Source organism: Tepidimonas sediminis (genome assembly GCF_007556605.1).
Classification (GTDB): domain Bacteria; phylum Pseudomonadota; class Gammaproteobacteria; order Burkholderiales; family Burkholderiaceae_C; genus Tepidimonas; species Tepidimonas sediminis.
In genome coordinates this window covers 60834-85172 of the sequence record NZ_VJND01000007.1, presented here as the reverse complement: position 1 = coordinate 85172, position 24339 = coordinate 60834, and the positions used below count along the sequence as shown (strand labels likewise).

At 73.3% G+C, this 24339-nt stretch carries 21 protein-coding genes; 4 read left to right on the top strand and 17 right to left on the bottom strand.

Annotated features, from left to right (window positions below; genetic code table 11):
• Positions 1-6: 6 nt before the first annotated feature.
• From rseP to rpsB, 8 genes are all read right to left on the bottom strand, one after another.
• Positions 7-1371 (bottom strand): RIP metalloprotease RseP, encoded by a 1365-nt coding sequence (rseP, locus tag Tsedi_RS07030; RefSeq protein ID WP_143895040.1) that lies wholly within the window; start codon positions 1369-1371, stop codon positions 7-9.
• 37 nt (positions 1372-1408) lie between these two features.
• Complete coding sequence (locus Tsedi_RS07025) at positions 1409-2599, bottom strand: 1-deoxy-D-xylulose-5-phosphate reductoisomerase (protein WP_143895038.1); 1191 nt, start codon at positions 2597-2599, stop codon at positions 1409-1411.
• Complete coding sequence (locus Tsedi_RS07020) at positions 2596-3450, bottom strand: phosphatidate cytidylyltransferase (protein ID WP_143895036.1); 855 nt, start codon at positions 3448-3450, stop codon at positions 2596-2598. The genes Tsedi_RS07025 and Tsedi_RS07020 overlap by 4 nt, the downstream gene beginning before the upstream one ends.
• Before the next feature lie 30 nt (positions 3451-3480).
• Positions 3481-4212: a polyprenyl diphosphate synthase gene (gene uppS, locus Tsedi_RS07015; RefSeq protein ID WP_143895034.1), complete on the bottom strand. Its 732-nt coding sequence runs from the start codon at positions 4210-4212 to the stop codon at positions 3481-3483.
• A gap of 22 nt (positions 4213-4234) precedes the next feature.
• Positions 4235-4798 carry a ribosome recycling factor gene (gene frr, locus Tsedi_RS07010; protein WP_143895031.1) on the bottom strand — a complete coding sequence of 188 codons (564 nt, stop codon included), beginning with the start codon at positions 4796-4798 and terminating at the stop codon, positions 4235-4237.
• A 29-nt stretch (positions 4799-4827) separates the two neighbouring features.
• Positions 4828-5538: a UMP kinase gene (gene pyrH, locus Tsedi_RS07005; protein WP_143895029.1), complete on the bottom strand. Its 711-nt coding sequence runs from the start codon at positions 5536-5538 to the stop codon at positions 4828-4830.
• A 113-nt stretch (positions 5539-5651) separates the two neighbouring features.
• Positions 5652-6548: a translation elongation factor Ts gene (tsf, locus tag Tsedi_RS07000; RefSeq protein WP_143895027.1), complete on the bottom strand. Its 897-nt coding sequence runs from the start codon at positions 6546-6548 to the stop codon at positions 5652-5654.
• Between the two features lie 160 nt (positions 6549-6708).
• Positions 6709-7449 (bottom strand): 30S ribosomal protein S2, encoded by a 741-nt coding sequence (rpsB, locus tag Tsedi_RS06995; RefSeq protein ID WP_143895025.1) that lies wholly within the window; start codon positions 7447-7449, stop codon positions 6709-6711.
• Between the two features lie 206 nt (positions 7450-7655).
• Here rpsB and Tsedi_RS06990 point away from each other — a divergent pair, with 206 nt between their 5' ends.
• The gene (locus tag Tsedi_RS06990; protein WP_143895023.1) at positions 7656-9266 is read left to right on the top strand and encodes an NAD(P)H-hydrate epimerase; all 1611 of its coding nucleotides are present in this window, start codon (positions 7656-7658) and stop codon (positions 9264-9266) included.
• A gap of 61 nt (positions 9267-9327) precedes the next feature.
• On the top strand, positions 9328-10983 hold the full coding sequence (locus tag Tsedi_RS06985) for an acyl-CoA synthetase (RefSeq protein WP_143895021.1): 1656 nt from the start codon (positions 9328-9330) through the stop codon (positions 10981-10983).
• Here the strand turns inward: Tsedi_RS06985 and Tsedi_RS06980 are convergent.
• Positions 10871-11524, bottom strand: coding sequence for a thermonuclease family protein (locus tag Tsedi_RS06980; protein WP_143895019.1), 654 nt, complete (start codon positions 11522-11524; stop codon positions 10871-10873). The two genes, Tsedi_RS06985 and Tsedi_RS06980, sit on opposite strands and share 113 nt — an antisense overlap.
• 13 nt (positions 11525-11537) lie before the next feature.
• Positions 11538-12383 (bottom strand): IclR family transcriptional regulator domain-containing protein, encoded by an 846-nt coding sequence (locus Tsedi_RS06975; protein ID WP_143895017.1) that lies wholly within the window; start codon positions 12381-12383, stop codon positions 11538-11540.
• A gap of 202 nt (positions 12384-12585) precedes the next feature.
• Between Tsedi_RS06975 and pobA the strand changes: the two genes are divergently transcribed.
• Entirely contained in the window at positions 12586-13782 is a 1197-nt protein-coding gene (pobA, locus tag Tsedi_RS06970) for a 4-hydroxybenzoate 3-monooxygenase (RefSeq protein WP_143895015.1), read from the top strand.
• Here the strand turns inward: pobA and Tsedi_RS06965 are convergent.
• The 3 genes from Tsedi_RS06965 to Tsedi_RS06955 all read right to left on the bottom strand — a co-directional run bounded on the left by Tsedi_RS06965 (position 13737) and on the right by Tsedi_RS06955 (position 17792).
• Complete coding sequence (locus Tsedi_RS06965) at positions 13737-16040, bottom strand: YgiQ family radical SAM protein (protein WP_143895012.1); 2304 nt, start codon at positions 16038-16040, stop codon at positions 13737-13739. The genes pobA and Tsedi_RS06965 overlap by 46 nt on opposite strands.
• A 152-nt stretch (positions 16041-16192) precedes the next feature.
• A complete protein-coding gene (locus Tsedi_RS06960) occupies positions 16193-16690 on the bottom strand; it encodes a MaoC family dehydratase (protein ID WP_143895010.1) in 498 nt (165 codons plus the stop codon).
• Positions 16691-16826: 136 nt separating this feature from the next.
• On the bottom strand, positions 16827-17792 hold the full coding sequence (locus tag Tsedi_RS06955) for an alpha/beta hydrolase (RefSeq protein WP_143895008.1): 966 nt from the start codon (positions 17790-17792) through the stop codon (positions 16827-16829).
• A gap of 107 nt (positions 17793-17899) precedes the next feature.
• Here Tsedi_RS06955 and Tsedi_RS06950 point away from each other — a divergent pair, with 107 nt between their 5' ends.
• Positions 17900-19048, top strand: a complete 1149-nt coding sequence (locus tag Tsedi_RS06950) for an iron-containing alcohol dehydrogenase (protein ID WP_143895006.1) — start codon at positions 17900-17902, stop codon at positions 19046-19048.
• Between the two features lie 76 nt (positions 19049-19124).
• Here the strand turns inward: Tsedi_RS06950 and Tsedi_RS06945 are convergent, their stop codons facing one another.
• Genes Tsedi_RS06945 through Tsedi_RS06930 form a run of 4 tightly spaced genes read right to left on the bottom strand, consistent with a single transcriptional unit; the run spans position 19125 to position 24228 of the window.
• Entirely contained in the window at positions 19125-20213 is a 1089-nt protein-coding gene (locus Tsedi_RS06945; RefSeq protein WP_143895004.1) for a patatin-like phospholipase domain-containing protein, read from the bottom strand.
• Positions 20210-21019: an HDOD domain-containing protein gene (locus tag Tsedi_RS06940; RefSeq protein ID WP_143895002.1), complete on the bottom strand. Its 810-nt coding sequence runs from the start codon at positions 21017-21019 to the stop codon at positions 20210-20212. Before Tsedi_RS06940 ends, Tsedi_RS06945 begins: the two co-directional genes overlap by 4 nt.
• 13 nt (positions 21020-21032) lie before the next feature.
• Positions 21033-21860 (bottom strand): HDOD domain-containing protein, encoded by an 828-nt coding sequence (locus tag Tsedi_RS06935; RefSeq protein ID WP_143895000.1) that lies wholly within the window; start codon positions 21858-21860, stop codon positions 21033-21035.
• Between the two features lie 25 nt (positions 21861-21885).
• Entirely contained in the window at positions 21886-24228 is a 2343-nt protein-coding gene (locus Tsedi_RS06930; protein WP_246099206.1) for a Tex family protein, read from the bottom strand.
• Between the last annotated feature and the right edge of the window lie 111 nt (positions 24229-24339).

The window sequence follows — 24339 nt, the reverse complement described above, 5'->3', positions numbered from 1 at the left end:
CGGCGCTCAGCCGAACAGCCGGACCAGGTCGTTGACGAGGGCCAGCGACATCAGCGCGGCCAGCAGGCCGATCCCGGCACGCTGCAGCCGCTCCAGCCAGATTTCAGACGGCGGCCGACCGACCACCGCCTCCCAGAGATAATACATCAGGTGCCCCCCATCCAGGACGGGCAATGGCAGCAGGTTCAGCACGCCCAGGCTGACGCTGACCAGCGCGAGGAACGACACGAACGCCAGTGCCCCCATCGCGGCGGACTTGCCGGCGTAGTCGGCGATCGTCAGCGGCCCGCTGAGGTTGCGCAGCGAGGCCTCGCCGATCACCATGCGTCCGAGCATGCGCAGCGTCAGTGCCCCGACCTCCCACGTGCGCCGCACGCCTTCGGCGAGCGCTTCCGGAGGGTCGAGCGCGACGACCGTCAGCGCCGGCTCGGCGCCGATCATCGCCCCCACGCGACCGATCCAGCCGTCGCCATGGCGCTCGGCGCGCGGGGTGACCTCCAGCTCCACGAGGCCGCCGCCGCGCTCGACCACCCAGCGCTGCGGGCGCACGCGGCCATCCGCGTCCGCGGCGGCGCGGATCCAGGCGCGCAGCTGCGCGGCGTCCTCCACCGGGCGGCCGTCGACCGCGCGCACGCGGTCGCCCGCGCGCAGCCCGGCTGCCGCCGCCGCGCCGTCGGGCCGCACCTCGCCGATCACGGGCGCCGACCACGGCGCCACCACGCCGATGCGCGCCAGCAGCGCCGCGTCCACGTCGCGCGCCTGCAGGCCCGCCAGCGGCAGCGCCACGGCGCGCGGCGCCGGCGTATCCGGTTCGCCGACCAGCAGCGTGAGGTCACGCCGCTGCAGCGCCGCCTGCGCCAGCTGCCAGCGCAATTCATCGAACGAGCGCACCGGGCGCGGCGCGGCGTCGGCCTCCTCCTGCACTGCCAGCACGCGGTCGCCGGCGCGCAGACCGGCCGCCTCGGCCAGCGAGCCGCTGACCGGCGCACCCAGCACCGGCTGCGGCTGCTCCAACCCCCACCAGCCGACGAAGGCGTACAGCAGCACCGCCAGCAGCAGGTTGGCCGCCGGGCCGGCGGCCACGATGGCGGCGCGCTTGCGCAGCGGCTGCGCATCGAACGCCAGGTGACGGCGCGCGGGATCCACCGGGCCCTCGCGCCCGTCCAGCATCCGCACGTAGCCCCCGAGCGGCAGCGCGGCGACGACGAACTCGGTGCCGGCGCGGTTGCGCCAGCGCAGCAGCGGCCGCCCGAAACCGATCGAGAAGCGCAGCACCGGCACCCCGCAGGCCACGGCCATGCGGTAGTGCCCCCATTCGTGCACCGCGATCAGGATCGCGATGGCCACCAGGAAGGCGAAAACCGTCAGCATGGACCCTAGTGTGACACGCCGGCGTCCGCCGCGCCGGTCAACGCCCGTAGTGCCCGACCCAGCGCGCGGCCACGGCGCGCGCCTCGGCGTCGATGGCCAGCAGATCCTCCAGCCCGGCCGGCGGCGGTGGCACGAAGCTCTCCAGCGTCGCACGGTTGACGGCGTGGATCCGGTCGAAACGCAGCCGCCCGTCGAGGAAGGCCGCCACCGCGACCTCGTTGGCGGCGTTGAGCACCGCGGTGGTACCCGAGGGCGCGTGCAGCGCCTCCCACGCCAGTCCGAGGCCGGGGAAGCGGGCCGCATCCGGCGCCTCGAACGTCAACGCTCCCAGCCGCGTGAAGTCCAACGGTGCCGCACCCGAGGCGATGCGCTCGGGCCAGCTCAGGCCATAGGCGATGGGCACGCGCATGTCGGGCGTGCCCAGCTGCGCCACCACCGAGCCGTCGCGGTACTGCACCATCGAATGCACCACGCTCTGCGGGTGCACGACGACGTCGATGCGCTGCGGCTCCAGCCCGAACAGGTAGCGCGCCTCGATCACCTCCAGCGCCTTGTTCATCATCGTGGCCGAATCCACCGAGATCTTGCGCCCCATGACCCAGTTGGGGTGCGCGCAGGCCTGCTCGGGCGTGACCTCGGCGAAGGTCGCCGGATCGCGCGTGCGAAACGGCCCGCCGGAGGCCGTCAGCACGATCTTGTCGACGCGTTCGGGCCAGGTCGCCGGATCCTCGGGCAGCGCCTGAAACACCGCCGAGTGCTCGCTGTCGATCGGCAGGAGGGTCGCCCCACCCTCGCGCACCGCGCGCAGGAACACCTCGCCGCCGACCACCAGCGCCTCCTTGTTGGCCAGCAGCAGCCGCTTGCCGGCGCGCGCCGCCGCCAGGCACGGCGCCAGCCCGGCCGCGCCGACGATGGCGGCCATCACCGCGTCGACCTCGGGCGCGGCAGCCACCACCGGCAGCGCCGCCGGCCCCGCCAGCACCTCCACCCCGGTCACGCCACGCTGCGCCAGCGCCGCCTGCAGCGCCGGCGCCTGCGCCGCGCCGATCACCGCCCAGCGCGGGCGAAAACGCGCGCACAGCTCCGCCAGCGCTTCCGCCTGGCGCTGCGCGCTCAACGCCACCACCTCGAAGCGATCCGGGTGGCGCGCCACCACGTCGAGCGTGCTGCTGCCGATGGAACCGGTGGCCCCCAGGATGGCCAGCCGCAACCGCCTCCTCACCGTCATGCGCGGCCTCCCTGCCAAGCCAGCGCCGCCAGCACGGCCGGCAGCACCGGCAGCAGCGCGTCGATGCGGTCCAGCACGCCGCCGTGGCCCGGCAGCAGGCCGCTCGAATCCTTCACGCCGGCGCTGCGCTTGACCAGCGACTCGAACAGGTCGCCAGCCACGCTGAGCCCCGTCAGCAGCACCAGCCACGGCACGGCGGCCCACGCGCCGCCCGCCCACAGGCGCGGGAACAGCCCCTGCGCCCACCAGCCACCCAGCGCCCGCCCCAGCGCCACCCACCCGGCGGCCAGCGCCAGCACGGCCAGCCCGCCGCACAGCGCGCCCTCCCAGCTCTTGCCCGGGCTGATGCGCGGTGCCAGCTTGCGGCGCCCCCACGCACGGCCGCCGAAGTAGGCCGCGATGTCGGCCGCCCAGACCAGCAGCAACGCCCCGAGCAGCACGCCGGCCCCGAGGGCGTGCAACGTGATCAGCGCCCACCACGCCAGCGCCAGCGCCAGCCAGCCCACCCCGAGGCGCAGGCCGCGCGGCCACCTCCCCCAGGCCTCGATGCCGGTACGCAGCACCACCACCAGCCCGACGCCCCACGCCACCGTCGCGGCCGTCCACGCCCAGCCCGGCAGCGGCGCCCCGCCGGTCAGCCACCACAGGCCGCCCAGCACCAGCGCCCCCGGCACCGCCGTCCAGCGCGCCGCCGCCTCCCCCAGGCCCGCCAGGCGCCCCCACTCCCACGCCGCCGCTCCCATCAGCGGCAACGTCACGGCGGCGAACGGCGCGCTGGAGCCGGGATGGAACAGCGGCGGCAGCAGCAGCGCCAGCAGCACCACCGCCGTGATCACGCGCAACCGCAGCACACCCTGCTCCCGTGGCCCCGTGCCGTGGACTCAGGCCGCCGGCGCCGCCACCTGCTCCGGCGTACGGCCGAAGCGCCGCTGGCGCCGGGCGTAGGCGGCCAGCGCGCGGTCGAACTCGGCCTCGTCGAAAGCCGGCCACAGACAGTCGGTGAAGAACAGCTCGCTGTAGGCCAGCTGCCACAGCACGAAGTTGCTGATGCGCTGCTCGCCGCCCGTGCGGATGACCAGATCCGGATCCGGCACGTGCGCCAGCGCCAGCGCCTCGGCCAGCGTGCGCTCGGTGATCGGCGCTCCGGTCTCGGCGAGGCGCCGCGCCGCCTGAACGATGTCCCAGCGTCCGCCGTAGTTGAAGCAGACGTTGAGCGTGAGCGCCGTATTGGCCGCGGTGCGGCGCTCCGCTTCGGCGATGCCGTCCACCAGCGCCGGCTCCAGGCCCTCGCGCGCGCCGACGACGCGCAGCCGCACGCCAGCCTCGTGCAGGCGGGGCACCTCGTCGATCAGCGCCTGGCCCAGCAGGCGCAGGATCGCCGCCACCTCATCGGGCGGACGGGCCCAGTTCTCCGACGAGAAGGCAAACACCGTCAGCACGCGCACGCCGCGGCGCACCGCATGCGTCAGCGTGCGCCGCAGCGCCTCCATGCCGGCGCGGTGGCCCGCCACACGCGGCAGCAGCCGCTGGCGCGCCCAGCGGCCGTTGCCGTCCATCACGATGGCCACGTGGGCCGGCACGACGCCGGTGGCGGGCTGGTCGGTCGCGTTCACGTCGCGGAAGAGACAGACCGTCTCAGATCGACATGATGTCGGCCTCCTTGGCCGCCACCATCTTGTCGACCTCGGCGATCATGCGATCGGTCAGCTTCTGGATGTCGTCCTGCGCACGGCGCTCCTCGTCCTCGGAGGCGAGCTTGTCCTTGACCAGACGCTTGACGTGCTCGTTGGCATCGCGGCGCAGGTTGCGGATCGCCACCTTGGCATGCTCACCTTCGGCCTTGACGACCTTGACCAGCTCGCGGCGGCGCTCCTCGGTCATCGGCGGAATGGGCACGCGGATCAGGTCACCGTGCGAGGCCGGATTCAGGCCGAGGTCGGACTCGCGGATGGCCTTCTCGATCTTGGCGCCCATGCCCTTTTCCCATGGCGCCACGCCAATCGTGCGCGCGTCCAGCACCGACAGGTTGGCCACCTGGCTGATCGGCACCATCGCGCCGTAGTACTCCACCTGCACGGTGTCCAGCAGCGCCGGGTTGGCGCGGCCGGTGCGCACCTTGGCCAGGTTGGCGCGCAGCGCCTCCAGCGACTGCTGCATCTTCTGCTCGGCGGTTTTCTTGATCTCGGGGATGCTGCTCATCGGGACAGGCCTCTCGCAAACGTGGAACGTCAGACGTGCACCAGCGTGCCCTCGTCCTCACCCATGACCACGCGCTTGAGCGCGCCGGGCTTGAAGATCGAGAACACGCGCACCGGCAGGTTCTGGTCGCGGCACAGCGCAAACGCCGTCGCGTCCATGACCTGCAGCTGGCGCACCATGGCCTCGTCGAAGCTGATGCGCTGGTAGCGCCGCGCCTCGGGATCCTTCTTCGGGTCTGCGGTGTAGACCCCGTCGACCTTGGTGGCCTTCAGCACCAGCTGCGCGCCGATCTCGGCGCCGCGCAGCGCCGCGGCGGTGTCGGTGGTGAAGAACGGGTTGCCGGTGCCGGCCGCGAACACCACCACCTTGCCCTCCTCCAGGTACTGCAGCGCCTTGGGCCGCACGTACGGCTCGACCACCTGGTCGATGGCGATGGCCGACATCACGCGCGCGCGCACGCCGGCGCGCTCCAGGGTGTCACCCAGCGCCAGCGCGTTCATCACCGTGGCCAGCATGCCCATGTAGTCGGCGGTGGCACGGTCCATGCCGAAGGCGCCGCCGGCCACGCCGCGAAACAGGTTGCCGCCACCGATCACGATGGCGACCTGCACGCCCAGATGGGCGACGTCGGCCACCTCGGCGACGATGCGCTCCAGCGTGCCGCGGTGGATGCCGAACGCCTCGTCGCCCATCAGGGCTTCACCGGAAAGCTTCAGGAGGATGCGTTGCAGAGCGGGCATGGGATCGGTGGGTGCGGTTGGACGGCGATTGTACGGGCCGCGCCGGGGCGCGGGGCTGCGAAAAGGGCCGGCCTCCCACGACGGGAGCCGGCCCTCGGCGAGGGAGCGGCCGGTCAGGCTTTCTGCGCGGCGGCCACCTGCGCGGCCACCTCGGCCGCGAAGTCGTCCTGCTTCTTCTCGATGCCCTCGCCGACCACGAACAGCGTGAAGCCCTTGACGGTGGTGCCAGCCCCCTTCAGGTATTGGCCCACGGTCTGCTTGCCGTCGGCGGCCTTGACGAACACCTGGTCCAGCAGCGCGACCTCCTTGAGGTACTTCTGCACGGCGCCCTCGACCATCTTGGCGACGATCTCGGCGGGCTTGCCCGATTCGGCGGCCTTCTGTTCGGCGATCGAGCGCTCCTTGGCCACCAGCTCGGCCGGGACGTCGGCGGCCGACAGCGCCACCGGCTTCATCGCCGCGATGTGCATCGCCACGTCCTTGGCGGCAGTGGCGTCACCCTCGTACTCGACCATCACGCCGATGCGCACCCCGTGCAGGTAGACGGCCAGCTGGCCACCGCCGGCGTAGCGCTTGAAGCGGCGGATGGTCATGTTCTCGCCGATCTTGCCGATCAGACCCTTGCGCACGTCCTCCACCGTGGGGCCGAAGCCCTCCATCGCCAGCGGCAGCGCCGACAACGCCGCCACGTCGGCCGGGGCCTGCTCGGCCACCAGGCGCGCCAGCGCCTGACCGAAGTTGGCGAACAGCTCGTTCTTCGAGACGAAATCGGTCTCGCAGTTGACCTCGATCAGGGCGCCGGTGCTGCCGTCCACGTACGCGGCCACGATGCCCTCGGCGGTGATGCGGCTGGCGGCCTTGCCGGCCTTGTTGCCCAGCTTGACGCGCAGGATTTCCTCGGCCTTCTCCATGTTGCCGTCGGCCTCGGCAAGGGCCTTCTTGCACTCCATCATGGGGGCGTCGGTCTTGGCGCGGAGTTCCGCGACCATGCTGGCGGTGATAGCTGCCATCGTCTTGCTCCAATTGGGGGCGCTCAGGCCACCCGGAATCGTCTGCGTTGCGGATGTCGTTTCGGTGACGCCGCCAGGACGCGACCCCGGCGACGCCGGCAGATGCGAAAAAGGGGCTGCGAGGCCCCTTGGCGGTGCAGCGGCGCACGCCGGCGCCGGATCAGGCCTCCTGCACCTCGACGAACTCGTCGTCGGCGCCGGCAGCCTCCACCACCGCGCTCAGCGCGGCGTTGCGGCCCTCCAGCACGGCGTCCGCGATGCCGCGGGCGTAGATCGCCACGGCCTTGGCCGAGTCGTCGTTGCCGGGGATCACGTAGTCGATCCCTTCGGGCGAGTGGTTGGTATCGACCACGCCGATGACCGGGATGCCGAGCTTCTTCGCCTCGGCCACCGCGATCTTGTGGTAGCCGACGTCGATCACGAAGACGGCGTCGGGCAGGGTGTTCATGTCCTGGATGCCGCCGATGTCACGCTCGAGCTTTTCCAGCTCGCGGTTGAACAGCAGCTGCTCCTTCTTGGACATGTTCTCCAGACCGGCCTCACGCTGGGCCTGCATGTCCTTGAGGCGCTTGATCGAGGACTTGACGGTCTTGAAGTTGGTCAGCATGCCGCCCAGCCAGCGCTGCTCGACGTACGGCACGCCGGCACGCCGCGCCTCGGCGGCCACGATCTCGCGCGACTGCCGCTTGGTACCCACCATCAGCAGGGTGCCGCCGTTGGCGGTCAGCTGGCGCACGAACTTGCACGCCGCCTCGAACATCGGCACCGTCTTTTCGAGGTTGATGATGTGGATCTTGTTGCGATGGCCGAAGATGTAGGGAGCCATCTTCGGGTTCCAGAAGCGCGTCTGGTGCCCGAAGTGGACACCGGCTTCCAGCATTTCGCGCATGGACACGGGCATGATGCAGGGTTCTCCAAAGGTTGGGTCTGAAGCCGGCCCGCGATCGCGGCACCTCGCCGCGACACCCGGACAGGACCGGCTCGCGATTTCGTCCCGCGCCACCCCCCCTTGCAGGGACGGCGCAAAACTTCGGGATTGTAGCATCGACGCCCCGGGCACATCTCGGATCACCACCACGCCAGGCCCGTGCCTATACTGCGGACACGATGCTGAGACGCATCCTGCCCCTGCCTGACCTCGGCGCACCCGAGGACGGTGCCACGGCGCGCCCGTTGCCGCTGCACGGGGCGGCGGCCAGCCGCCGCCTGGAGCAGACGGCCGCCGCCACGCTGCCCCCGCACGCGCTGATGGAGCGCGCCGGCACCGCCGTGGCGCGGCTGGCGCGCGCCTGGCGGCCGCACGCGCGCCACGTGCAGGTGCTGGCCGGTGGCGGCAACAACGGCGGCGACGGTCTGCTGGCGGCGGCGCGGCTGTGCCAGGCCGGCTTTGGCGAGCGCGTCGAGGTCTGGTGGCTCGGCTGCGAAGAGCGGCTGCCGCCCGACGCCCGCTGGGCGCTGGCACAGGCGCGCGCGGCGGGCGTGGCGCTGATCGGCGAGCCCCCGGCAGCCGAACCCGATCTGGTGATCGACGCCCTGTTCGGCCTGGGGTTGGACCGCCCGCTGCAGGGCGCGGCACTGGCCGCGCTGCGCTGGCTGCAGGCGTGCCCGGCGCCGACGCTGTGCGTCGACCTGCCCAGCGGACTCGACGCCGACCATGGCCACTGGTGGGCCGACACGCCGCCGCAGCCGGCCGGGCCGCGCCTCACGCTGGCGCTGTTGACCCTCAAGCCCGGGCTGTTCACCGGCCTGGGCCGCGCCGCCGCCGGTGCAGCGATCTGGTTCGACGACCTCGGCGCGGACGCCGCGGCGGCCCCGCCGGATGCGTGGCTTGCCCTGCCGGGCGGCTGGCCGCACGCAGCCCGGCAGCGCGCCGACCACGCCAGCCACAAGGGGCGCCGCGGCGACGTGCTGGTGCTGGGCGGCGTGCCGCCCGCGGCGCACGAAGGCGTCGGCATGACCGGCGCGGCGCTGCTGGCCGGCCGGGCCGCGCTGCGGGCCGGGGCCGGACGGGTGTGGGTCGGGCTGCCGGCACCGGCGCACGCCATCCCGGCCGTCGACGCCGTCCAGCCGGCGCTGATGCTGCGCACCGCCGCGGCGGCACTCGACGGTGACTTGCCGCAACGCGCCGCGGTCGTGGCCGGCTGCGGCGGCGGGAAGGCGCTGGCACCGCTGCTGCCGGCGCTGCTGGCGCGCGCGCCGCGGCTGGTGCTGGACGCCGATGCGCTGGGTGCGCTCGGCGCGGTGGCCGCCGCGGACGACGGCACCGACTGGCGTGCACGGCTGCACGCACGCGCCGCACGCGGTTGGACGACCGTGCTGACGCCCCACCCGCTGGAAGCCGCGCGACTGCTCGGCGGCGACGTGGCGGCGGTGCAGCGGCGCCGGCTGGAGGCGGCGCAGGCGCTCGCCGAAGCCACACGCGCGATCGTCGTGCTCAAGGGCAGCGGCACGGTGGTGGCGGCGCCCGACGCCACGCCGCGCATCGTCGCCAGCGGCAGCGGCTGGCTGGCCACCGCCGGCAGCGGCGACGTGCTGGCCGGGCTGCTCGGCGCACGGCTGGCCACCTTGCCTGCCGATGCCGGCACCGAAGCGACCGTGACGGCCGTCACCGAGGCGGTGGCGGCCCACGGCGCGCTGCCGGCGGCGTGGCCCCACGGCGCGCTGCCGGCGGCGTGGCCCCACGGCTGGCTGCCGACCGCCTCGGATCTGCTGCCCTGACCCCGGGGCCCGCCCCAGGCGGGCCTGACGCCCCCCCAAGACAACGAGAGGAGACACCACGATGCCGATCGCCGACCACGACCTGCCGCGCTGCGCGGCCAACCACGCGCCGCTGACGCCGCTGGACTTCCTGCGGCGCGCCGCCGAGGTTCATCCCGAGCTGCCCGCGATCGCCTACGGCATCGGCGACGGCGCCCTGTGCCGCACGTGGGCGCAGACCGCCGAGCGCTGCCGGCGCCTGGCCAGCGCGCTGCGCGCCGCCGGCGTGCAGCGCGGTGACGTCGTGGCCGTGCTGCTGCCCAACACGCCGCCGATGGTGGAGGCGCACTTCGGTGTACCGCTGGCCGGCGCGGTCCTCAACGCCCTCAACACGCGGCTGGAGCCGGCCGCCATCGCCTGGATGCTGGACCACGGCGAGGCGCGCGCCGTCATCGTCGACCCCGAGTTCAGCGCGCTGCTGGCGCAGGCGCTGCCGCTGCGCGCCCGGCGCGAGCCGCTGCTGCTGATCCAGACGCGCGACGACGCCTTCGGCGCGCCGACCGCCGCGCTCGACGCCGTCGACTACGAGACGTTCCTGGCCGGCGGCGACCCGCTGCATCCCTGGGATCCTCCGGGGGACGAGTGGGACGCGATCGCGCTCAATTACACGAGCGGCACCACCGGCCTGCCCAAGGGCGTGGTCTACCACCACCGCGGCGCCGCGCTCAACGCCATCTCCAACATCCTCGAGTGGGACATGCCGCGTCACCCGGTCTACCTGTGGACGCTGCCGATGTTCCACTGCAACGGCTGGTGCTTTCCGTGGACGCTGGCGGCGCGCGCCGGCCTCAACGTCTGCCTGCGCAAGGTGGAGGCCGGCGCCGTGCTGCAGGCCATGCGCCACTGGGGCGTGACGCACTACTGCGGCGCGCCGATCGTGCATGCGATGCTGGCGCAGGCGCCGCAGGAGCTCAAGCACGGGCTGCCGCGCGGCATCCGCGGCATGGTGGCCGCTTCGGCGCCACCGGCGGCGCTGCTGGAGGCGATGGCGGCCATGGGCATCGAGCTGACGCACGTCTACGGCCTGACCGAGGTCTATGGCCCGGCCACCGTCTGCGCGCCACAGCCCGAGTGGGCGGCCCTGCCGCTGGAAGCGCGCGCGCGGCTGCAGGCGCGCCAGGGCGTGCGCTACCACCTGCAACAGGACGCGCGCGTGCTCGACCCCGAGACGCTGCAGCCGGTGCCGTGGGACGGCCGGACGATGGGCGAGGTGATGTTCCGCGGCAACATCGTGATGAAGGGCTACCTGAAGAACCCGGAGGCCACGGCGGCGGCCTTCGCCGGCGGCTGGTTCCACACCGGCGACCTGGCGGTGCAGCACCCCGACGGCTACATCAAGATCAAGGATCGCAGCAAGGACATCATCATTTCCGGCGGCGAGAACATCTCCTCGATCGAGATCGAGGACGTGCTGTACCGCCACCCCGCCGTGCAGGCCGCGGCGGTGGTGGCCAAGCCCGACCCGCGCTGGGGCGAAACCCCGTGCGCCTTCATCGAGCTCAAGCCCGGTGCGCAGGCCAGCGCACAGGAGATCATCGAGCACTGCCGCCGGCACCTGGCCGGCTTCAAGGTGCCGCGCGCGGTCGAGTTCGGCGAGCTGCCCAAGACCAGCACGGGCAAGATCCAGAAGTTCGAGCTGCGCCGGCGCGCCGGCTCGGTGCAGGCGATCGACGTTTGAGCCGGCGCCACTCCCAGGGCGGGATGGCGTCCGGATCGGCCCACAGGCCGCGGCCGGCGCGGCGCGCGGCCAGCTCCGCAGCGGCGTAGCGCCAGCGCTCCGCCAGCGGCTGCTCATCGGCATGGGCGCGGTAGTGCCAAGCCCAGCCCTGCTGCAGCAACGCGAGGTTGAGCTCCAGCGCGCTGCCGTCGTCCTGCAGCCGCCACACCACCGCCAGTCGCCGCCCGTGACGGTCGTCACCGCGCTCCTGCAGCGTCACCGCACGGCCCAGCGTCCAGCCCTGCAGCGCCGCCTGCGCCTGCGCGCCGCCGGGTTGATCGAGCTCGGGCGCGTCGATGGCCGCCAGCCGGACGGTGCGCACGCGCCCGTGTGCGTCGCGCACGCGCAGGGTGTCGCCGTCATGCACGGCCACGACCACCGGCGCGTCGGCCGGCGCGGTCGCCTGCAGCGGCGGCGCCGGCCCGCCGCAGGCGGCCAGCCCGCCGGCCAGCAGCAGCGCCAGCAGCCAGCGGCCGCGTGGCCTCCCGTTCGCACGTCCCATCGTGGCCTCCCCGTCACAACAGCGGCCGCAGCTCGGCCGCGGCCTGCTGCAGCAGCGGCAGCAGCTCGCGCTGCACCGCGCCCGCCTGCAGCCGCTCCTGCGACAGCACGGCGTTGAGTGCGGCCACCGTGCGGCCCCGCGCATCGCGCAGCGGCACCGCCACCGCGTGCACGCCCAGCTCGTGCTCCTCGCTGCACAGGCAGTGGTCCTGCTGCCGCACCTGACGCAGCACGCGCCGCAGCACCGCCGGCTCGGTCACCGTGTAGGGCGTCAGGCGCGGCAGGCGCCCGTCCGGCCCCGCGTGCGCCGCCAGCCACTGGCGCAGCTGCGCCGCCGGCAACGCCGCCAGCAGCACGCGTCCGGTGGACGTGGCATGCGCCGGCAGGCGCGCACCCAGGTGCAGCCCGTAGGCCAGCCAGCGGCTGCGCCCGCGCGCCGCGGCAGGATCGCCGAGCGAGCCACCCAGCACGTCGTCGCCCGCCCAGGCCGGCACGACCGGCACGCTGCGCGCCACGACCACGACCGCCTCGTCGTCGAGCACCGCCACCGAGAACGGCTCGCTTGCGCGCGCGGCCAGCCGGTCCAGCACCGGCTGCACGGTGCGCGGCAGGCGGGCGCTGGCCAGGTAGCGACCGGCCAGCCGCAGCACCTTCGGTGCCAGCCAGTAGTCGTGGCCGTCGGTCTCCAGGTAGCCCAGGTGCGCCAGCGTCAGCAGATGGCGCCGCGCCGCCGCCCGCGACAGGCCCGCGCGCTGCGCCGCCAACGTGGCGTTGAGGCGCTGGCGCTCGGTGTCGAAGCTCTCCAGCACGGCCAGCCCCTTGATCAGGCCGGCGATGGTGTCGGCGGCGGCAAGCGTCATGGCGCAACGATACCGCATGCCGCCCCGATCGCGACGGCGCACCGGACATCTGCGCGCTGATCGCACACCGTGCGCGATGATCGCGCAAAAAGGAGGGCACGGCCGACGCTGCCGAGCCGCTGCGTCCTAGCATGGGACAGGGCGTCGCGCCCGGCTTCGTTCAGCAACGCGCGACACGCCCCACCCTGCCAGGAGGAGTCCCATGCGCACCCAAGTCGCCATCATCGGCGCCGGCCCCAGCGGCTTGCTGCTCGGCCAGCTGCTGCACAACGCCGGCATCGACAACGTCATCCTCGAGCGCCAGAGTGCCGACTACGTGCTCGGGCGCATCCGCGCCGGCGTGCTGGAGCAGGTCACGGTGGACGTGCTGGACGAGGCCGGCGTGGGCGAGCGCATGCACCGCGAGGGCCTGGTGCACGAGGGTTTCGACCTGCTGTGGCAAGGTCGGCGTCATCGCATCGATCTCAAGGGCCTGACCGGCGGCAAGTCGGTGCTGGTCTACGGTCAGACCGAGGTCACGCGCGACCTGATGGCGGCGCGCCAGCGCAGCGGCCGCACCAGCGTCTACGAGGCACGCAACGTCGCCATCCATGACTTCGACGGCGCGCGCCCCTGGGTCAGCTACGAGAAGGATGGCGTGGCGCAGCGGCTGGAGGCGGACTTCATCGCCGGCTGCGACGGCTTCCACGGCGTCAGCCGCGCCAGCGTACCGCGCAGCGCCATCACGGAGTACGAGCGCGTCTATCCGTTCGGCTGGCTGGGCCTGCTGGCCGACACCCCGCCGGTGCACGAGGAGCTGATCTACGTCAACAGCCCGCGCGGCTTTGCCCTGTGCTCGATGCGCAGCCGCACGCGCAGCCGCTACTACCTGCAGGTGCCGCTGTCGGACACGGTGGAGGGCTGGAGCGACCAGGCGTTCTGGGACGAGCTGCGCCGCCGGCTCGACCCCGCCGCGGCCGAAGCGCTGGTCACCGGCCCCTCGATCGAGAAGAGCATCGCTCCGCTGCGCAGCTTCGTCGCCGAGCCGATGCGCTTCGGCCGCCTGTTCCTCGCGGGCGATGCCGCGCACATCGTGCCGCCCACCGGCGCCAAGGGGCTCAACCTCGCCGCCACGGATGTGAAATACCTGGCCGACGCGCTCATCGAGCATTACCTCGAGCGCAGCGACGCCGGACTGGACCACTACAGCGAGCGCTGCCTGCGCCGCGTCTGGCGCGCCGAGCGCTTCTCGTGGTGGTTCACGAGCCTGATGCACCGCTTCCCCGGCGAGGGGGAGATCGCGCAGAAATTCCAGGAGGCCGAACTCGACTACCTGGTGCACAGCGAAGCCGGCGCGCGCACCCTGGCCGAGAACTACGTCGGCCTGCCGCTGGACTTCGGCCTGGCGCCGGGCCGCTGAGTCGCGCCGGGCCGCGGCGGCAGCCCGGTGTGCTGCGTCAGGATGCGGCCCTTGGGCGGCGTGGCCGGAGCGGCGGCGCGCGCCGGCGGCTTGCCCCCCGGCGGGGTGGAGTTGGCGCGCCGCGGCGCGCGGTAGCCGCCGTCGGTGACGGGCTGGAACGCCGGCACGAGGTGATGCTTGCCATTGCCGATCAGGTCGGCGCGGCCCATGCGCTTGAGCGCTTCGCGCAGCAGCGGCCAGTTGTTCGGGTCGTGGTAGCGCAGGAAGGCCTTGTGCAGACGGCGCCGGCGCTCGCCCTTGACCACGTCGACGCGCTCGGTGCGCTCGTCGCGGTGGATGCCCTTGAGCGGGTTGAGCCCCGTGTGGTACATCGCGGTGGCGGTGGCCATCGGGCTCGGGTAGAAGGTCTGCACCTGGTCGGCGCGAAAGCCGTTCTTCTTCAGCCACAGCGCGAGGTTGAGCATGTCCTCGTCGCTCGTGCCGGGGTGGGCGGCGATGAAGTAGGGAATCAGGTACTGTTCCTTGCCGGCCTCGCGCGAGTAGCGGTCGAACATCGCCTTGAAGCGGTCGTAGGTGCCGATGCCGGGCTTCATCATCTTGGACAGCGGCCCGGGCTCGGTGTGTTCCGGCGCGATCTTGAGGTAGCCTCCGACGTGGTGCTGCACCAGCTCCTTGACGTACTCGGGGCTGAGCACCGCCAGGTCGTAGCGCAGACCCGAGCCGATCAGCACCTTCTTGATGCCGGGCAGCGCGCGCGCCCGGCGGTAGAGCTGCACCAGCGGCCCGTGGTCGGTGCGCAGGTTCGGGCAGATGCCGGGGTAGACGCAGCTCGGCTTGCGGCACGCGGCCTCGATCTCGGGGCTTTTGCAGCCCAGGCGCCACATGTTGGCGGTGGGCCCGCCCAGGTCCGAGATGACCCCGGTGAAGCCGCTGACCTTGTCGCGGATCTCCTCGATCTCGCGGATGATGGAGTCCTCGGAGCGGCTCTGGATGATGCGCCCCTCGTGCTCGGTGATCGAGCAGAACGTGCAGCCGCCGAAGCAGCCGCGCATGATGTTGACCGAGAAGCGGATCATCTCCCAGGCCGGGATCCTGGTGGCGCCATCGTGGCGCCCGCGCTCGTCGGCGTAGGCCGGGTGCGGGCTGCGCGCGTACGGCAGGCCGAACACCCAGTCCATCTCCTCGGTGGTCAGCGGCAGCGGCGGCGGGTTGACCCAGACGTCCTGCGCGGCGGCGCCGTGGCCGTGACGCTGCACCAGCGCACGCGCGTTGTAGGGGTTGGTCTCCAGGTGCAGCACGCGGCTGGCATGGGCGTAGAGCACCGGATCGGTCTTGACCTGCTCGTAGCTCGGCAGACGGATCACGGTGCGCTCGCGCGGCGCGCGCAGCGCCGCGGCGCGCGGCATCAGGCGTACCGGCTGGACCTCCCCCGTCCCGCTTGCTTCCGCGCAGGCGGCGCCCCCTTCCTCCTGCGGCATCGCGTAGGGGTTGGGGTGCGGCTCCACGCGCCCGGGACGATCCACGTCGGTGGAGTCGATTTCCCACCAGCCGTCGGGCACGCCGCGGCGCACGAAGACGGTGCCGCGCACGTCGGTGATCGACTCGATCGGCTCGCGCCGCGCCAGCCGGTGCGCCACCTCCACCAGCGCGCGCTCGGCGTTGCCATACAGCAGCAGGTCGGCCTTGGCGTCCAGCAGGATCGAGCGGCGCACCGTGTCGCTCCAGTAGTCGTAGTGCGCCAGCCGCCGCAGCGATGCCTCGATGCCGCCGAGGATGATCGGCACCTCCTTGTACGCCTCGCGGCAGCGCTGGGCGTAGACGATGCAGGCACGGTCGGGCCGCCTGCCGGCCACACCACCCGGCGTGTAGGCGTCATCCGAGCGGATCTTGCGGTCGGCCGTGTAGCGGTTGATCATCGAGTCCATGTTGCCCGCCGTCACGCCCCAGAACAGGTTCGGGCGGCCCAGCACCTTGAACGCCTCGGCGCTGTGCCAGTCCGGCTGGGCGATGATGCCGACGCGAAAGCCCTGCGCCTCCAGCACGCGGCCGATCACCGCCATGCCGAAGCTCGGGTGATCGACGTAGGCGTCGCCGGTGACGAGGATGACGTCGCACGAATCCCAGCCGAGCGCCTCCATCTCGGCGCGGCTCATCGGCAGGAACGGCGCCACGCCGAAGCGCTTGGCCCAGTAGGGCCTGTAGCGCATCAGCGGCTTGGGCGGCGGCACCAGGTGGGCCGGGGTGGCGGGGGCGTTCATGGGCGTCAGGGGGGCGGCGGAACCGGCCGCGGGGCATCGCAGGGGCGGCGATTGTAGGCCGCCGCGCGCGTGCGTGCACGCCGCCGCCGGCATCCCCCGCCGTGCCGGGGGTGGTCGGCCCTCGCCGCTTGCGGCCGGTGCGCCACCGCGGCTCAGGCGCCTGCGGTCCCGGCGGGCTCGCGACGGCGGAACATCCCCCAACCCTCCATGCGCAGCACCGGCTGGCCGTGCTGGTTGGTCATCTCCCACAGCGTGCGCACCAGACCGACGTCGGGCCGGCTGGCCATCGGGCGCTTGTCGAGGATGGTATGGCGCAGGCTCAGCGTGTCGCCGGGCAGCACCGGCCGCAGCCACTTCAGGCTCTCCAGCCCCGGGGAGCCCAGGCTGGCGGTCTCGTGCAGGAAGTTCGTCACCATCAGCCGCATCGCCAGCGCGCAGGTGTGCCAGCCACTGGCGCACAAGGCGCCGAACACGGAGCGGCGCCCCGCCTCGTGGTCGAGGTGGAACGGCTGCGGATCGAACTGACGGGCGAACGCGACAATCTCCTCCTCGGTCACGGTCAGGCTGCCCAGGTCGCGCGATTCGCCGACGGCGAGGTCTTCCCACCAGATGCGGATGGGCGGGCTGGATACGGGGTCGATGGCGGTCATGGCGTGTCCTCCTGCCGACACCCTAGCCGCACGGGCCGGTGCCGGCGGTCACGGATCGGACAGCACGAAGGCCCCCCGGTTCGGCCCAGCGCCGAAGGCCGCCCAAGACGGCGTCCCTCGACATGGCGTGGAGCGGTCATGCGGCCTGCAGAGCCCGCCGCAGCGCCCGCGCCGCGTCCTGGTGCGCGCGCAGCGCCTCCGGGATCGCGCGGCCCATCTTGATGAACTCGTGCGTCACGCCGCGGTAGATCTCCAGGTCCACCGCGACGCCGGCCATGCGCAGGGCATCGGCGAGCAGAATGCCTTCGTCGACCAGGGGATCGCACTCCGCCAGGCCGATCCAGCCCGGCGCGACGCCGTCGAAGTCCGGCGCCAGCAGCGGGGCGAAGCGCCAGTCCTCGCGCTGGCTGTCGTCGAGGTAGTGGCGGAAGAACCACTGGATGGTCTCGGCCTCCAGCAAAAAGCCGTGCCCGAAGCGGCGGTGCGACGGCGTGTCCTGCCAGGCCGAGCACCCGGGGTAGAACAGCAGTTGCAGGGCCAGCGGCCAGCCGGCGTCGCGCGCCTGCAGGGCCGTCACCACCGCCAGGGTGCCGCCGGCGCTGTCGCCGCCGACGGCGATGCGCGCCGGATCCAGCCCGAGCCCGGCGGCGGCGCCGCGCAGCCACGCCAGCGCATCGAAGGCGTCGTGCACCGCGGTGGGGAAGCGGTGCTCCGGCGCCAGACGGTAGTCCAGCGACAGCACGGCGCAGCCGGCCAGATGCGCCAGGTGCCGGCACAGCGCGGCGTGCGTGCGCACGCTGCCGACGACGAAGCCGCCGCCGTGAAAATACAGCAGCACGCCCGGCGCCGCGCGGTGCGGCGGACGGTGCGGCACCACCAGCTCGGCCACCAGCGGGGCACCGTCGCGGGCCGGGATGGTCAGCGCCTCCACCCGCGCCATGCGGTGCGGCGGCAGGTCCAGCACGTTGGCGCCGGCCTCGTAGAAGGCCCGCGCCTGCGCGGGCGTCAGCGCGTGCAGCGGGGGCCGGCCGGCGCGCGCCATGCGCTCCAGCACTCCGCGCATGGCCGGGGTCAGCAGCGCGCGCGGATGGGAATGGCTCATGGTCGCATGGTAGCGCGGCGAAGCCGCCGGCTGGCGGACTGACGCCGAGGCGGCAGCGCGGCCTGGCCACGGTCGCTACAGTGCGCACACCCCGAGGAGACGACACCATGGCCGAGATCCGCTACCTGACGACGATCCAGATCGAGCACGGCGCCGTGCGCCTGCTGCGCGCCGAATGCAGCCGCGTGGGCATCACCCGACCGCTGATCGTGACCGACGCCGGCGTGCGCGCCGCCGGGCTGCTGCAGCGCGCGCTGGATGCGCTGGCCGAGGGCGGCCCCGCCCTGCCCTGCGCGATCTTCGATGGCACGCCCTCCAACCCCACCGAGGCGGCGGTGCGCGCTGCCGCCGCCCTCTACCACGAGGCCGGCTGCGACGGGCTGATCGCGCTGGGCGGCGGCAGCGCGATCGACTGCGCCAAGGGCGTGGCGATCGTGAGCACCCACGACGGCCCGCTGAAAGCGTATGCGACCATCGAGGGCGGCTCGCCGCGCATCACCGACCGGGTACCACCGCTGATCGCGGTGCCGACCACCGCCGGCACCGGCAGCGAGGTCGCACGCGGCGCCATCCTGATCGTGGAGGATGGGCGCAAGCTGGGTTTCCACAGCTGGCACCTGCTGCCGAAGGCGGCGATCCTCGATCCGGAGCTCACGCTGGGTCTGCCGCCGCGGCTGACCGCCGCCACCGGCATGGACGCGATCGCGCACTGCATCGAGACCTTCCTGGCCCCGGCGTTCAACCCGCCCGCGGACGGCATCGCCCTGGACGGGCTGGAGCGTGGCTGGGCGCACATCGAGCGCGCCACGCGCGACGGGCAGGACCGGGAGGCCCGCCTGCAGATGATGTGCGCCAGCATGCAGGGGGCGATGGCGTTCCAGAAGGGGCTGGGTTGCGTGCACTCGCTCAGCCACAGCCTGGGCGGCCTCGACCCCACCCTGCATCACGGCACGCTCAACGCCATCTTCCTGCCCGCGGTGGTCACCTTCAACGCCGCGGCCGACAGCGTGCGCCGCGAGCGCCGGCTGCAGCGCCTGGCGCACGCGATGGGGCTGGACAGTCCCGACGAGGTGGCCCCGGCGATCCGGGCGATGAGCGCGCGGCTCGGGCTGCCCACCGGCCTGGGGGAGCTGGGCGTGACGCGGGCGATGTTCGACCGCATCATCGACGGGGCGCTGGCCGACCACTGCCACAAGACCAATCCGCGGCTGGCCACCCGGGACGACTACCGCGCGATGCTCGAAGCCTCGCTGTGAGCGAGCCCCGCAGCCGAGGCGGCCAGCCCGGCCGGCAACCGGGGCAGCGCGGCGACCGCGTACGGGCGGCGACGGATCAAAGCGGCTCGACGCGCGCCGGATCGGGACGCTCGAGCCAGGCGGCGAACTCGTCGGCCAGCCGTTGCGCCTCGCGCACCGCGGTCTGCCAGGCGCGCATGCGCGCCGGCAGGTCACGCCCGTAGCGTTCGAAGTCGCGGCGGTCGGGCAGCTTGCCGTCGGGCAGGCGCCGCACCCATTCGGGGTCGGGCGCCAGCAGCAACGTGTGCGCCAGCGCGGCACTGGGGCGGTGGCGCCAGCGCAGCGCCTTGTCCAGCCAGCCCGGCACCACCTGCCGCTGGAAGTGCGGGTACAGCACCAGCCCGAGCTCGCGCCGCCAGCGCAGGTGCAGGTGGTAGTCGGTGATGCCGCCGTCCCAGTAGGCACCGGGGGGCGCGCCGGGGATGTCGTGCACGGCCTGCAGCACGAACGGGATCGAGCAGCTGGCCTGCAGCGCCGGCATGAAGTTGGCCTCGCCCAGCGCCACGTGGCGCGTCGGCAGGTCGCGCGCGTCAAAGGGCAGCCCCGCCGGCGTGCCATCGGGCTGCGGGGTGCTGAAGACCACCCGCTGCAGCCAGCCCCCCAGCGCGCGCCGGTGCACCAGGTTGGCGGCCACCGCCCCGAGGTAGCCCAGCGGCGTGCGCCAGCGCCCCTCGCGCGCCAGCACGTGCCGTCCGCGCGACGTGACGACGTGCACGCGCCAGCGCGGATGCCGCAGCACCTCGTGCACGCGTCCGCCGAAGAACGCCTTGAGCTCGCGCGCGAACGCCTCGCTGACCTGGCGCGGGTGCGGGCGACGCCGTCCCGGCTCGGGCTCGTAGTCCTGCGCGATGTAGTCCTGTTCCAGCCGGGCAAACGCGGCCACGCAGTCGTCCAGGCAGGCCGTGGCCATGCGCCAGGCGCCGATCGAGGCCCCCACGAGGTGCACCTCGCGCCGGCCGCGCGGCAGCCACTGGCCGAACAGAAAACGATCCAGCGGCCCCAGGATGAGCCCCTTGGGCCCGCCCGCGGCCCCGGGCACGACCCCGACGTCCTCCGGCTGCAGGCCGTGCTCGCGCAGGTGGCGCAGCGCCGCCGGGCCGGCATACAGGCGCAGCGCCTGGCTCATCCGCCCTCCGCGACCTCGATGATGTCCGGATCGACCAGCAGGTCCGGGTCGAGCTGCAGCAGTTCGCCCACCGTGTCCGGGTAGGCATGGATCAGGGTGTCACGGTCATTGCCCTGGCACCAGACGCGCGCCCGCCATGCCACCATGTGGACCACCGCCGCCAGGGGGTCGGGCGGGTCGCTGCGCAGCGGGTGCAGGTGAGCGGCGATGGCCTGCACCAGCGTGGCCGGCAGCCGCCAGTGGCCGGCCAGCGCCGCGCCGGCCTCGGCGTAGGTCCAGCCCAGCGCCGCCTCCTCGGCCTGCGGCCGCTGCAGCGTCCACCAGGGGGTCTGCGCCTCGATCGGCAGCATGCGCTGCGGCATGGCCTGATGCATCACCAGCTCGCCCACCGCGTGCAGCAACGCCGCGGTGTAGGCCACCGCCTCGTCCAGGCGGCGCGGCAGGCACACCGTGCGCGCCAGCGACGCCGCGGCAAAGCTGTAGGCCCAGAAGCGCTCCAGTTCGATGCCCGGCGGGGCCGGAAAGCGGCTCTGCACCGCGGCAGCCAGCACCAGCGCGCGCAACCGCGTCAGCCCCAGCACCCAGGCCGCGTCGCGTACGCTGTGCACCGGCCGCAGGCGGCGGAAGAACGCCGAGTTGGCCTGCTGCAGCACGCGTGCGGCCAGCACCGGGTCGCGCTCCAGGTCGTGCGCCACGTCGTTGAGGTCGACGTCGTCGCGGCCGAAGGTGTCGATCAGCCGCGCCGCCACCTCCGGCACCACCGGCAGAGCCTCGGGTCGCTGCAGCAGCTCGCTCAAGCCGGTCATCGCCGCACCGCCGTCAGTGCAGGAAGGCCGCCAGCTCGCCGGCGGAGGTCCACTGCTCCGGATCCTTGTCGAGCACCGTCTCCAGGCTCAGACCGAGCAGCATCGCCACCACGTCGGGGAACGTGGCACGCATCGCCTCGCGATCCAGGTTCATCTCCTGCGCGCGGGCGCGCCAGGAGGCCATGTGCACGACGCCGGCCAGCGGCTCGTAGATGTCGCCCTCGAACGGCACCAGCTGGTGCTTGAGCGCGCGCACGATCGCGTCGGGAAAGTCCCAGCGCTGCGCGAAGGCGGCGCTGACGTCGGCGTAGGTGTAGCCGAGCACCGAGCGCTCGACCTCGGCACGGCCGAGATCGAACGGCGAGACGCGCCAGTCGATCTTGGCCACCACGTCCGGCATGCCGATGTGCATGACGAGGTCGCCCACGGCGTGCACCAGCCCGGCGGTGAAGGCCGCCCCCTCCGGCAGGCGCAGGCTGCGCGCCAGCGGGCGGCAGATCTTGGCGGTGTTGACGCTGTAGCGCCAGAACTGCTCCAGGTTGACGCCCGGCACGGTCTTGAAGCTCGCCCCCAGCGCCACCGCCTGCACCAGCGTGCGCAGGTGGTTGAAGCCGAGCACCGCGATGGCCTCGCCCACCGAGTCGATCTGGCGCGTCAGGCCGAAGAACGCCGAGTTGGCCAGCTTCAGGATGCGCGCCGTCAGCCCGGGGTCGGAGGCGATGAGCTCGGTGAGCCGATGCGTGTCGGGGTCGTCGCGGTCGAGCTCGGTCAACACCTCCGAGACGACCCGCGGGATGCTCGGGATGGCCTTGGCCTGTTGCAGCAGTTCGTCCAGCGTCATGGCAGCCCGGATTATCGCCGGCGCCTCAGCGCCGGCCGGCCTGCTGCAGGCGGGCGAACGCGGCGGCCATCGCGGTGGGCGCCGGCGCCGCGGCGGCCCGCGCGCTGCCCCCACGGCGCGCTGCAGCCGCGCCCCGCGCGCCCGGCTCGACCGGCGCGGCGGCCTCGTCCAGCCGCAGCGACAGCGCGATCCGCCGCCGCGCCTGGTCCACCTCCAGCACCTTGACGCGCACCACGTCGCCGACCTTGACGACGCTGCGCGCATCGGCCACGTAGTGACGCGCCAGCTGGCTGACGTGCACCAGCCCGTCCTGGTGCACGCCGATGTCGACGAAGGCGCCGAACTGCGCCACGTTGGTCACCGTGCCCTCCAGCACCATGCCGGGGCGCAGGTCGGCCAGATCCTGCACCGCGTCGTCGAAGCGCGCGACGCGGAACGCCGGACGCGGGTCACGGCCGGGCTTTTCCAGCTCCGCCAGAATGTCGCGCACGGTCGGCTCGCCGAAGCGCTCGTCGATGAAGCGGCGCGGGTCCAGGCCGCGCAGCCGCTCGCGCTGACCCAGCAGCGCCTCGATCGGCTGGCCGGCGGCGGCCAGAATCCGCTGCACCACCGGATAGGCCTCCGGGTGCACGCCGGTCATGTCCAGCGGCTCATCACCCCCGCGGATGCGCAGGAAGCCCGCGCACTGCTCGAAGGTCTTCGGTCCGATGCCGCTGACTTCCAGCAGCTGGCGCCGGTTGCGGAAGGCCCCGTGCGCGTCGCGCCAGCGCACCACGGCGCGCGCGGTGGCTGCCGACAGGCCCGAGACGCGCGCCAGCAGCGCGGGGCTGGCGGTGTTGAGGTCGACGCCCACCGCGTTGACGCAGTCCTCCACCACCGCCTCCAGCGTGCGCGCCAGCTGAGCCTGATCGACGTCGTGCTGGTACTGACCGACGCCGATGCTCTTGGGATCGATCTTGACCAGCTCCGCGAGCGGATCCTGCAGCCGGCGCGCGATGCTGACCGCCCCGCGCAGGCTCACGTCCAGATCGGGCAGCTCCTGCGCCGCCAGTTCGCTGGCACTGTAGACCGAGGCGCCGGCCTCGCTGACGACCACCTTCTGCGGCAGGGGGCCGGCCCCGCCCTGGCGCAGGCGCTGCAGCAGCTCGCCCACCAGCCGGTCGGTCTCGCGGCTGGCGGTGCCGTTGCCGATGGCGATCAGCTCCACGCCGTGGCGCCGCACCAGCGCGGCCAGCGTCGCCAGCGCCCCTTCGACATCGCGCCGCGGCTCGAACGGATGGACCGTGGCGGTGTCGACCACCTTGCCGGTGGCGTCCACCACGGCCACCTTGACGCCGGTGCGGATGCCGGGGTCCAGCCCCATCGTCGGGCGCGCGCCGGCCGGGGCGGCCAGCAGCAGGTCACGCAGGTTGGCGCCGAACACCTGGATCGCCACCGCCTCGGCCTGCTCGCGCAGGCGCGCGAACAGGTCGCGCTCGATCGACAGGCTCAGCTTGACACGCCAGGTCCAGGCCACGCAGCGGCGCAGCAGGTCGTCGGCGGCGCGGCCCTGGTGGCTCCAGCCCAGCAGCCGCGCCAGCCGGACTTCGGCCTCCGAGGGCTGGCCAGCCGGCGCCTCCTGCGGCTGCGCCAGGCGCAGGTCCAGCACCTCCTGCGCGCGGCCGCGCAGCATCGCCAGCGCCCGATGCGAGGGCACGCGCGCGATCGGCTCGTCGTGCTCGAAATAGTCGCGGAACTTGGCAACCTCCGGGTCGTCCGGGTTGCGCGCCTCGATGCGCCGGCTGCGCAGCAGCCCCTCGGCCCACAGCCACTCGCGCAGCGGCTGCACGATCGCGGCGTCCTCGGCCCAGCGCTCGCTCAGAATGTCGCGCACGCCGTCCAGCACCGCGGCCACGGTGGTGAAGTCGCTGCCGTCCTCACCCCTGGCGTCCTTCACGTAGGGCTGGGCGGCCGCTTGCGGATCCAGCGTCGGGTCGGCCCACAAGGCATAGGCCAGCGGCTCCAGTCCCGCCTCGCGCGCGATCTGCCCCTTGGTGCGGCGCTTGGGCCTGTAGGGCAGGTAGAGGTCTTCCAGATCCTGCTTGGTCGCGGCAGCCTCCAGCGCCGCGCGCAGCTCGGGGGTGAGCTTGCCCTGCTCCTCGATGCTGCGCAGGATGGCGGCGCGGCGCTCCTCCATCTCGCGCAGGTAGGTCAGGCGCTGCTCGAGCTGGCGCAGCTGGGTGTCGGTCAGGCCCCCGGTGGCCTCCTTGCGGTAACGGGCGATGAAGGGGACGGTGGCGCCGCCGTCCAGCAGGTCCACGGCGGCCTGCACCTGGGCGGCGCGCACGCCGAGCTCGTCGGCGAGGCGGGCAACGATCGTCGTGCTCACGGTCGGGCGTCGATGCGGGGTGGTCGGATCGGAAAGCGCGCAAGTTTGCCACGCCCCGACCCCGGCACACGGCTTGCTAGGCTGTCCGGCGTGATCGATCGATACCCCCAT

What these genes read in the sequence shown, in the direction of transcription:
- rseP (WP_143895040.1), bottom strand. Translation starts at nt 1,371, where the DNA reads ATGCTGACGGTTTTCGCCTTCCTGGTGGCCATCGCGATCCTGATCGCG.
- Tsedi_RS07025 (WP_143895038.1), bottom strand. Translation starts at nt 2,599, where the DNA reads ATGACGGTGAGGAGGCGGTTGCGGCTGGCCATCCTGGGGGCCACCGGT.
- frr (WP_143895031.1), bottom strand. Translation starts at nt 4,798, where the DNA reads ATGAGCAGCATCCCCGAGATCAAGAAAACCGCCGAGCAGAAGATGCAG.
- pyrH (WP_143895029.1), bottom strand. Translation starts at nt 5,538, where the DNA reads ATGCCCGCTCTGCAACGCATCCTCCTGAAGCTTTCCGGTGAAGCCCTG.
- tsf (WP_143895027.1), bottom strand. Translation starts at nt 6,548, where the DNA reads ATGGCAGCTATCACCGCCAGCATGGTCGCGGAACTCCGCGCCAAGACC.
- rpsB (WP_143895025.1), bottom strand. Translation starts at nt 7,449, where the DNA reads ATGCCCGTGTCCATGCGCGAAATGCTGGAAGCCGGTGTCCACTTCGGG.
- Tsedi_RS06990 (WP_143895023.1), top strand. Translation starts at nt 7,656, where the DNA reads ATGCTGAGACGCATCCTGCCCCTGCCTGACCTCGGCGCACCCGAGGAC.
- Tsedi_RS06985 (WP_143895021.1), top strand. Translation starts at nt 9,328, where the DNA reads ATGCCGATCGCCGACCACGACCTGCCGCGCTGCGCGGCCAACCACGCG.
- Tsedi_RS06980 (WP_143895019.1), bottom strand. Translation starts at nt 11,524, where the DNA reads ATGGGACGTGCGAACGGGAGGCCACGCGGCCGCTGGCTGCTGGCGCTG.
- Tsedi_RS06975 (WP_143895017.1), bottom strand. Translation starts at nt 12,383, where the DNA reads ATGACGCTTGCCGCCGCCGACACCATCGCCGGCCTGATCAAGGGGCTG.
- pobA (WP_143895015.1), top strand. Translation starts at nt 12,586, where the DNA reads ATGCGCACCCAAGTCGCCATCATCGGCGCCGGCCCCAGCGGCTTGCTG.
- Tsedi_RS06965 (WP_143895012.1), bottom strand. Translation starts at nt 16,040, where the DNA reads ATGAACGCCCCCGCCACCCCGGCCCACCTGGTGCCGCCGCCCAAGCCG.
- Tsedi_RS06960 (WP_143895010.1), bottom strand. Translation starts at nt 16,690, where the DNA reads ATGACCGCCATCGACCCCGTATCCAGCCCGCCCATCCGCATCTGGTGG.
- Tsedi_RS06955 (WP_143895008.1), bottom strand. Translation starts at nt 17,792, where the DNA reads ATGAGCCATTCCCATCCGCGCGCGCTGCTGACCCCGGCCATGCGCGGA.
- Tsedi_RS06950 (WP_143895006.1), top strand. Translation starts at nt 17,900, where the DNA reads ATGGCCGAGATCCGCTACCTGACGACGATCCAGATCGAGCACGGCGCC.
- Tsedi_RS06945 (WP_143895004.1), bottom strand. Translation starts at nt 20,213, where the DNA reads ATGAGCCAGGCGCTGCGCCTGTATGCCGGCCCGGCGGCGCTGCGCCAC.
- Tsedi_RS06940 (WP_143895002.1), bottom strand. Translation starts at nt 21,019, where the DNA reads ATGACCGGCTTGAGCGAGCTGCTGCAGCGACCCGAGGCTCTGCCGGTG.
- Tsedi_RS06935 (WP_143895000.1), bottom strand. Translation starts at nt 21,860, where the DNA reads ATGACGCTGGACGAACTGCTGCAACAGGCCAAGGCCATCCCGAGCATC.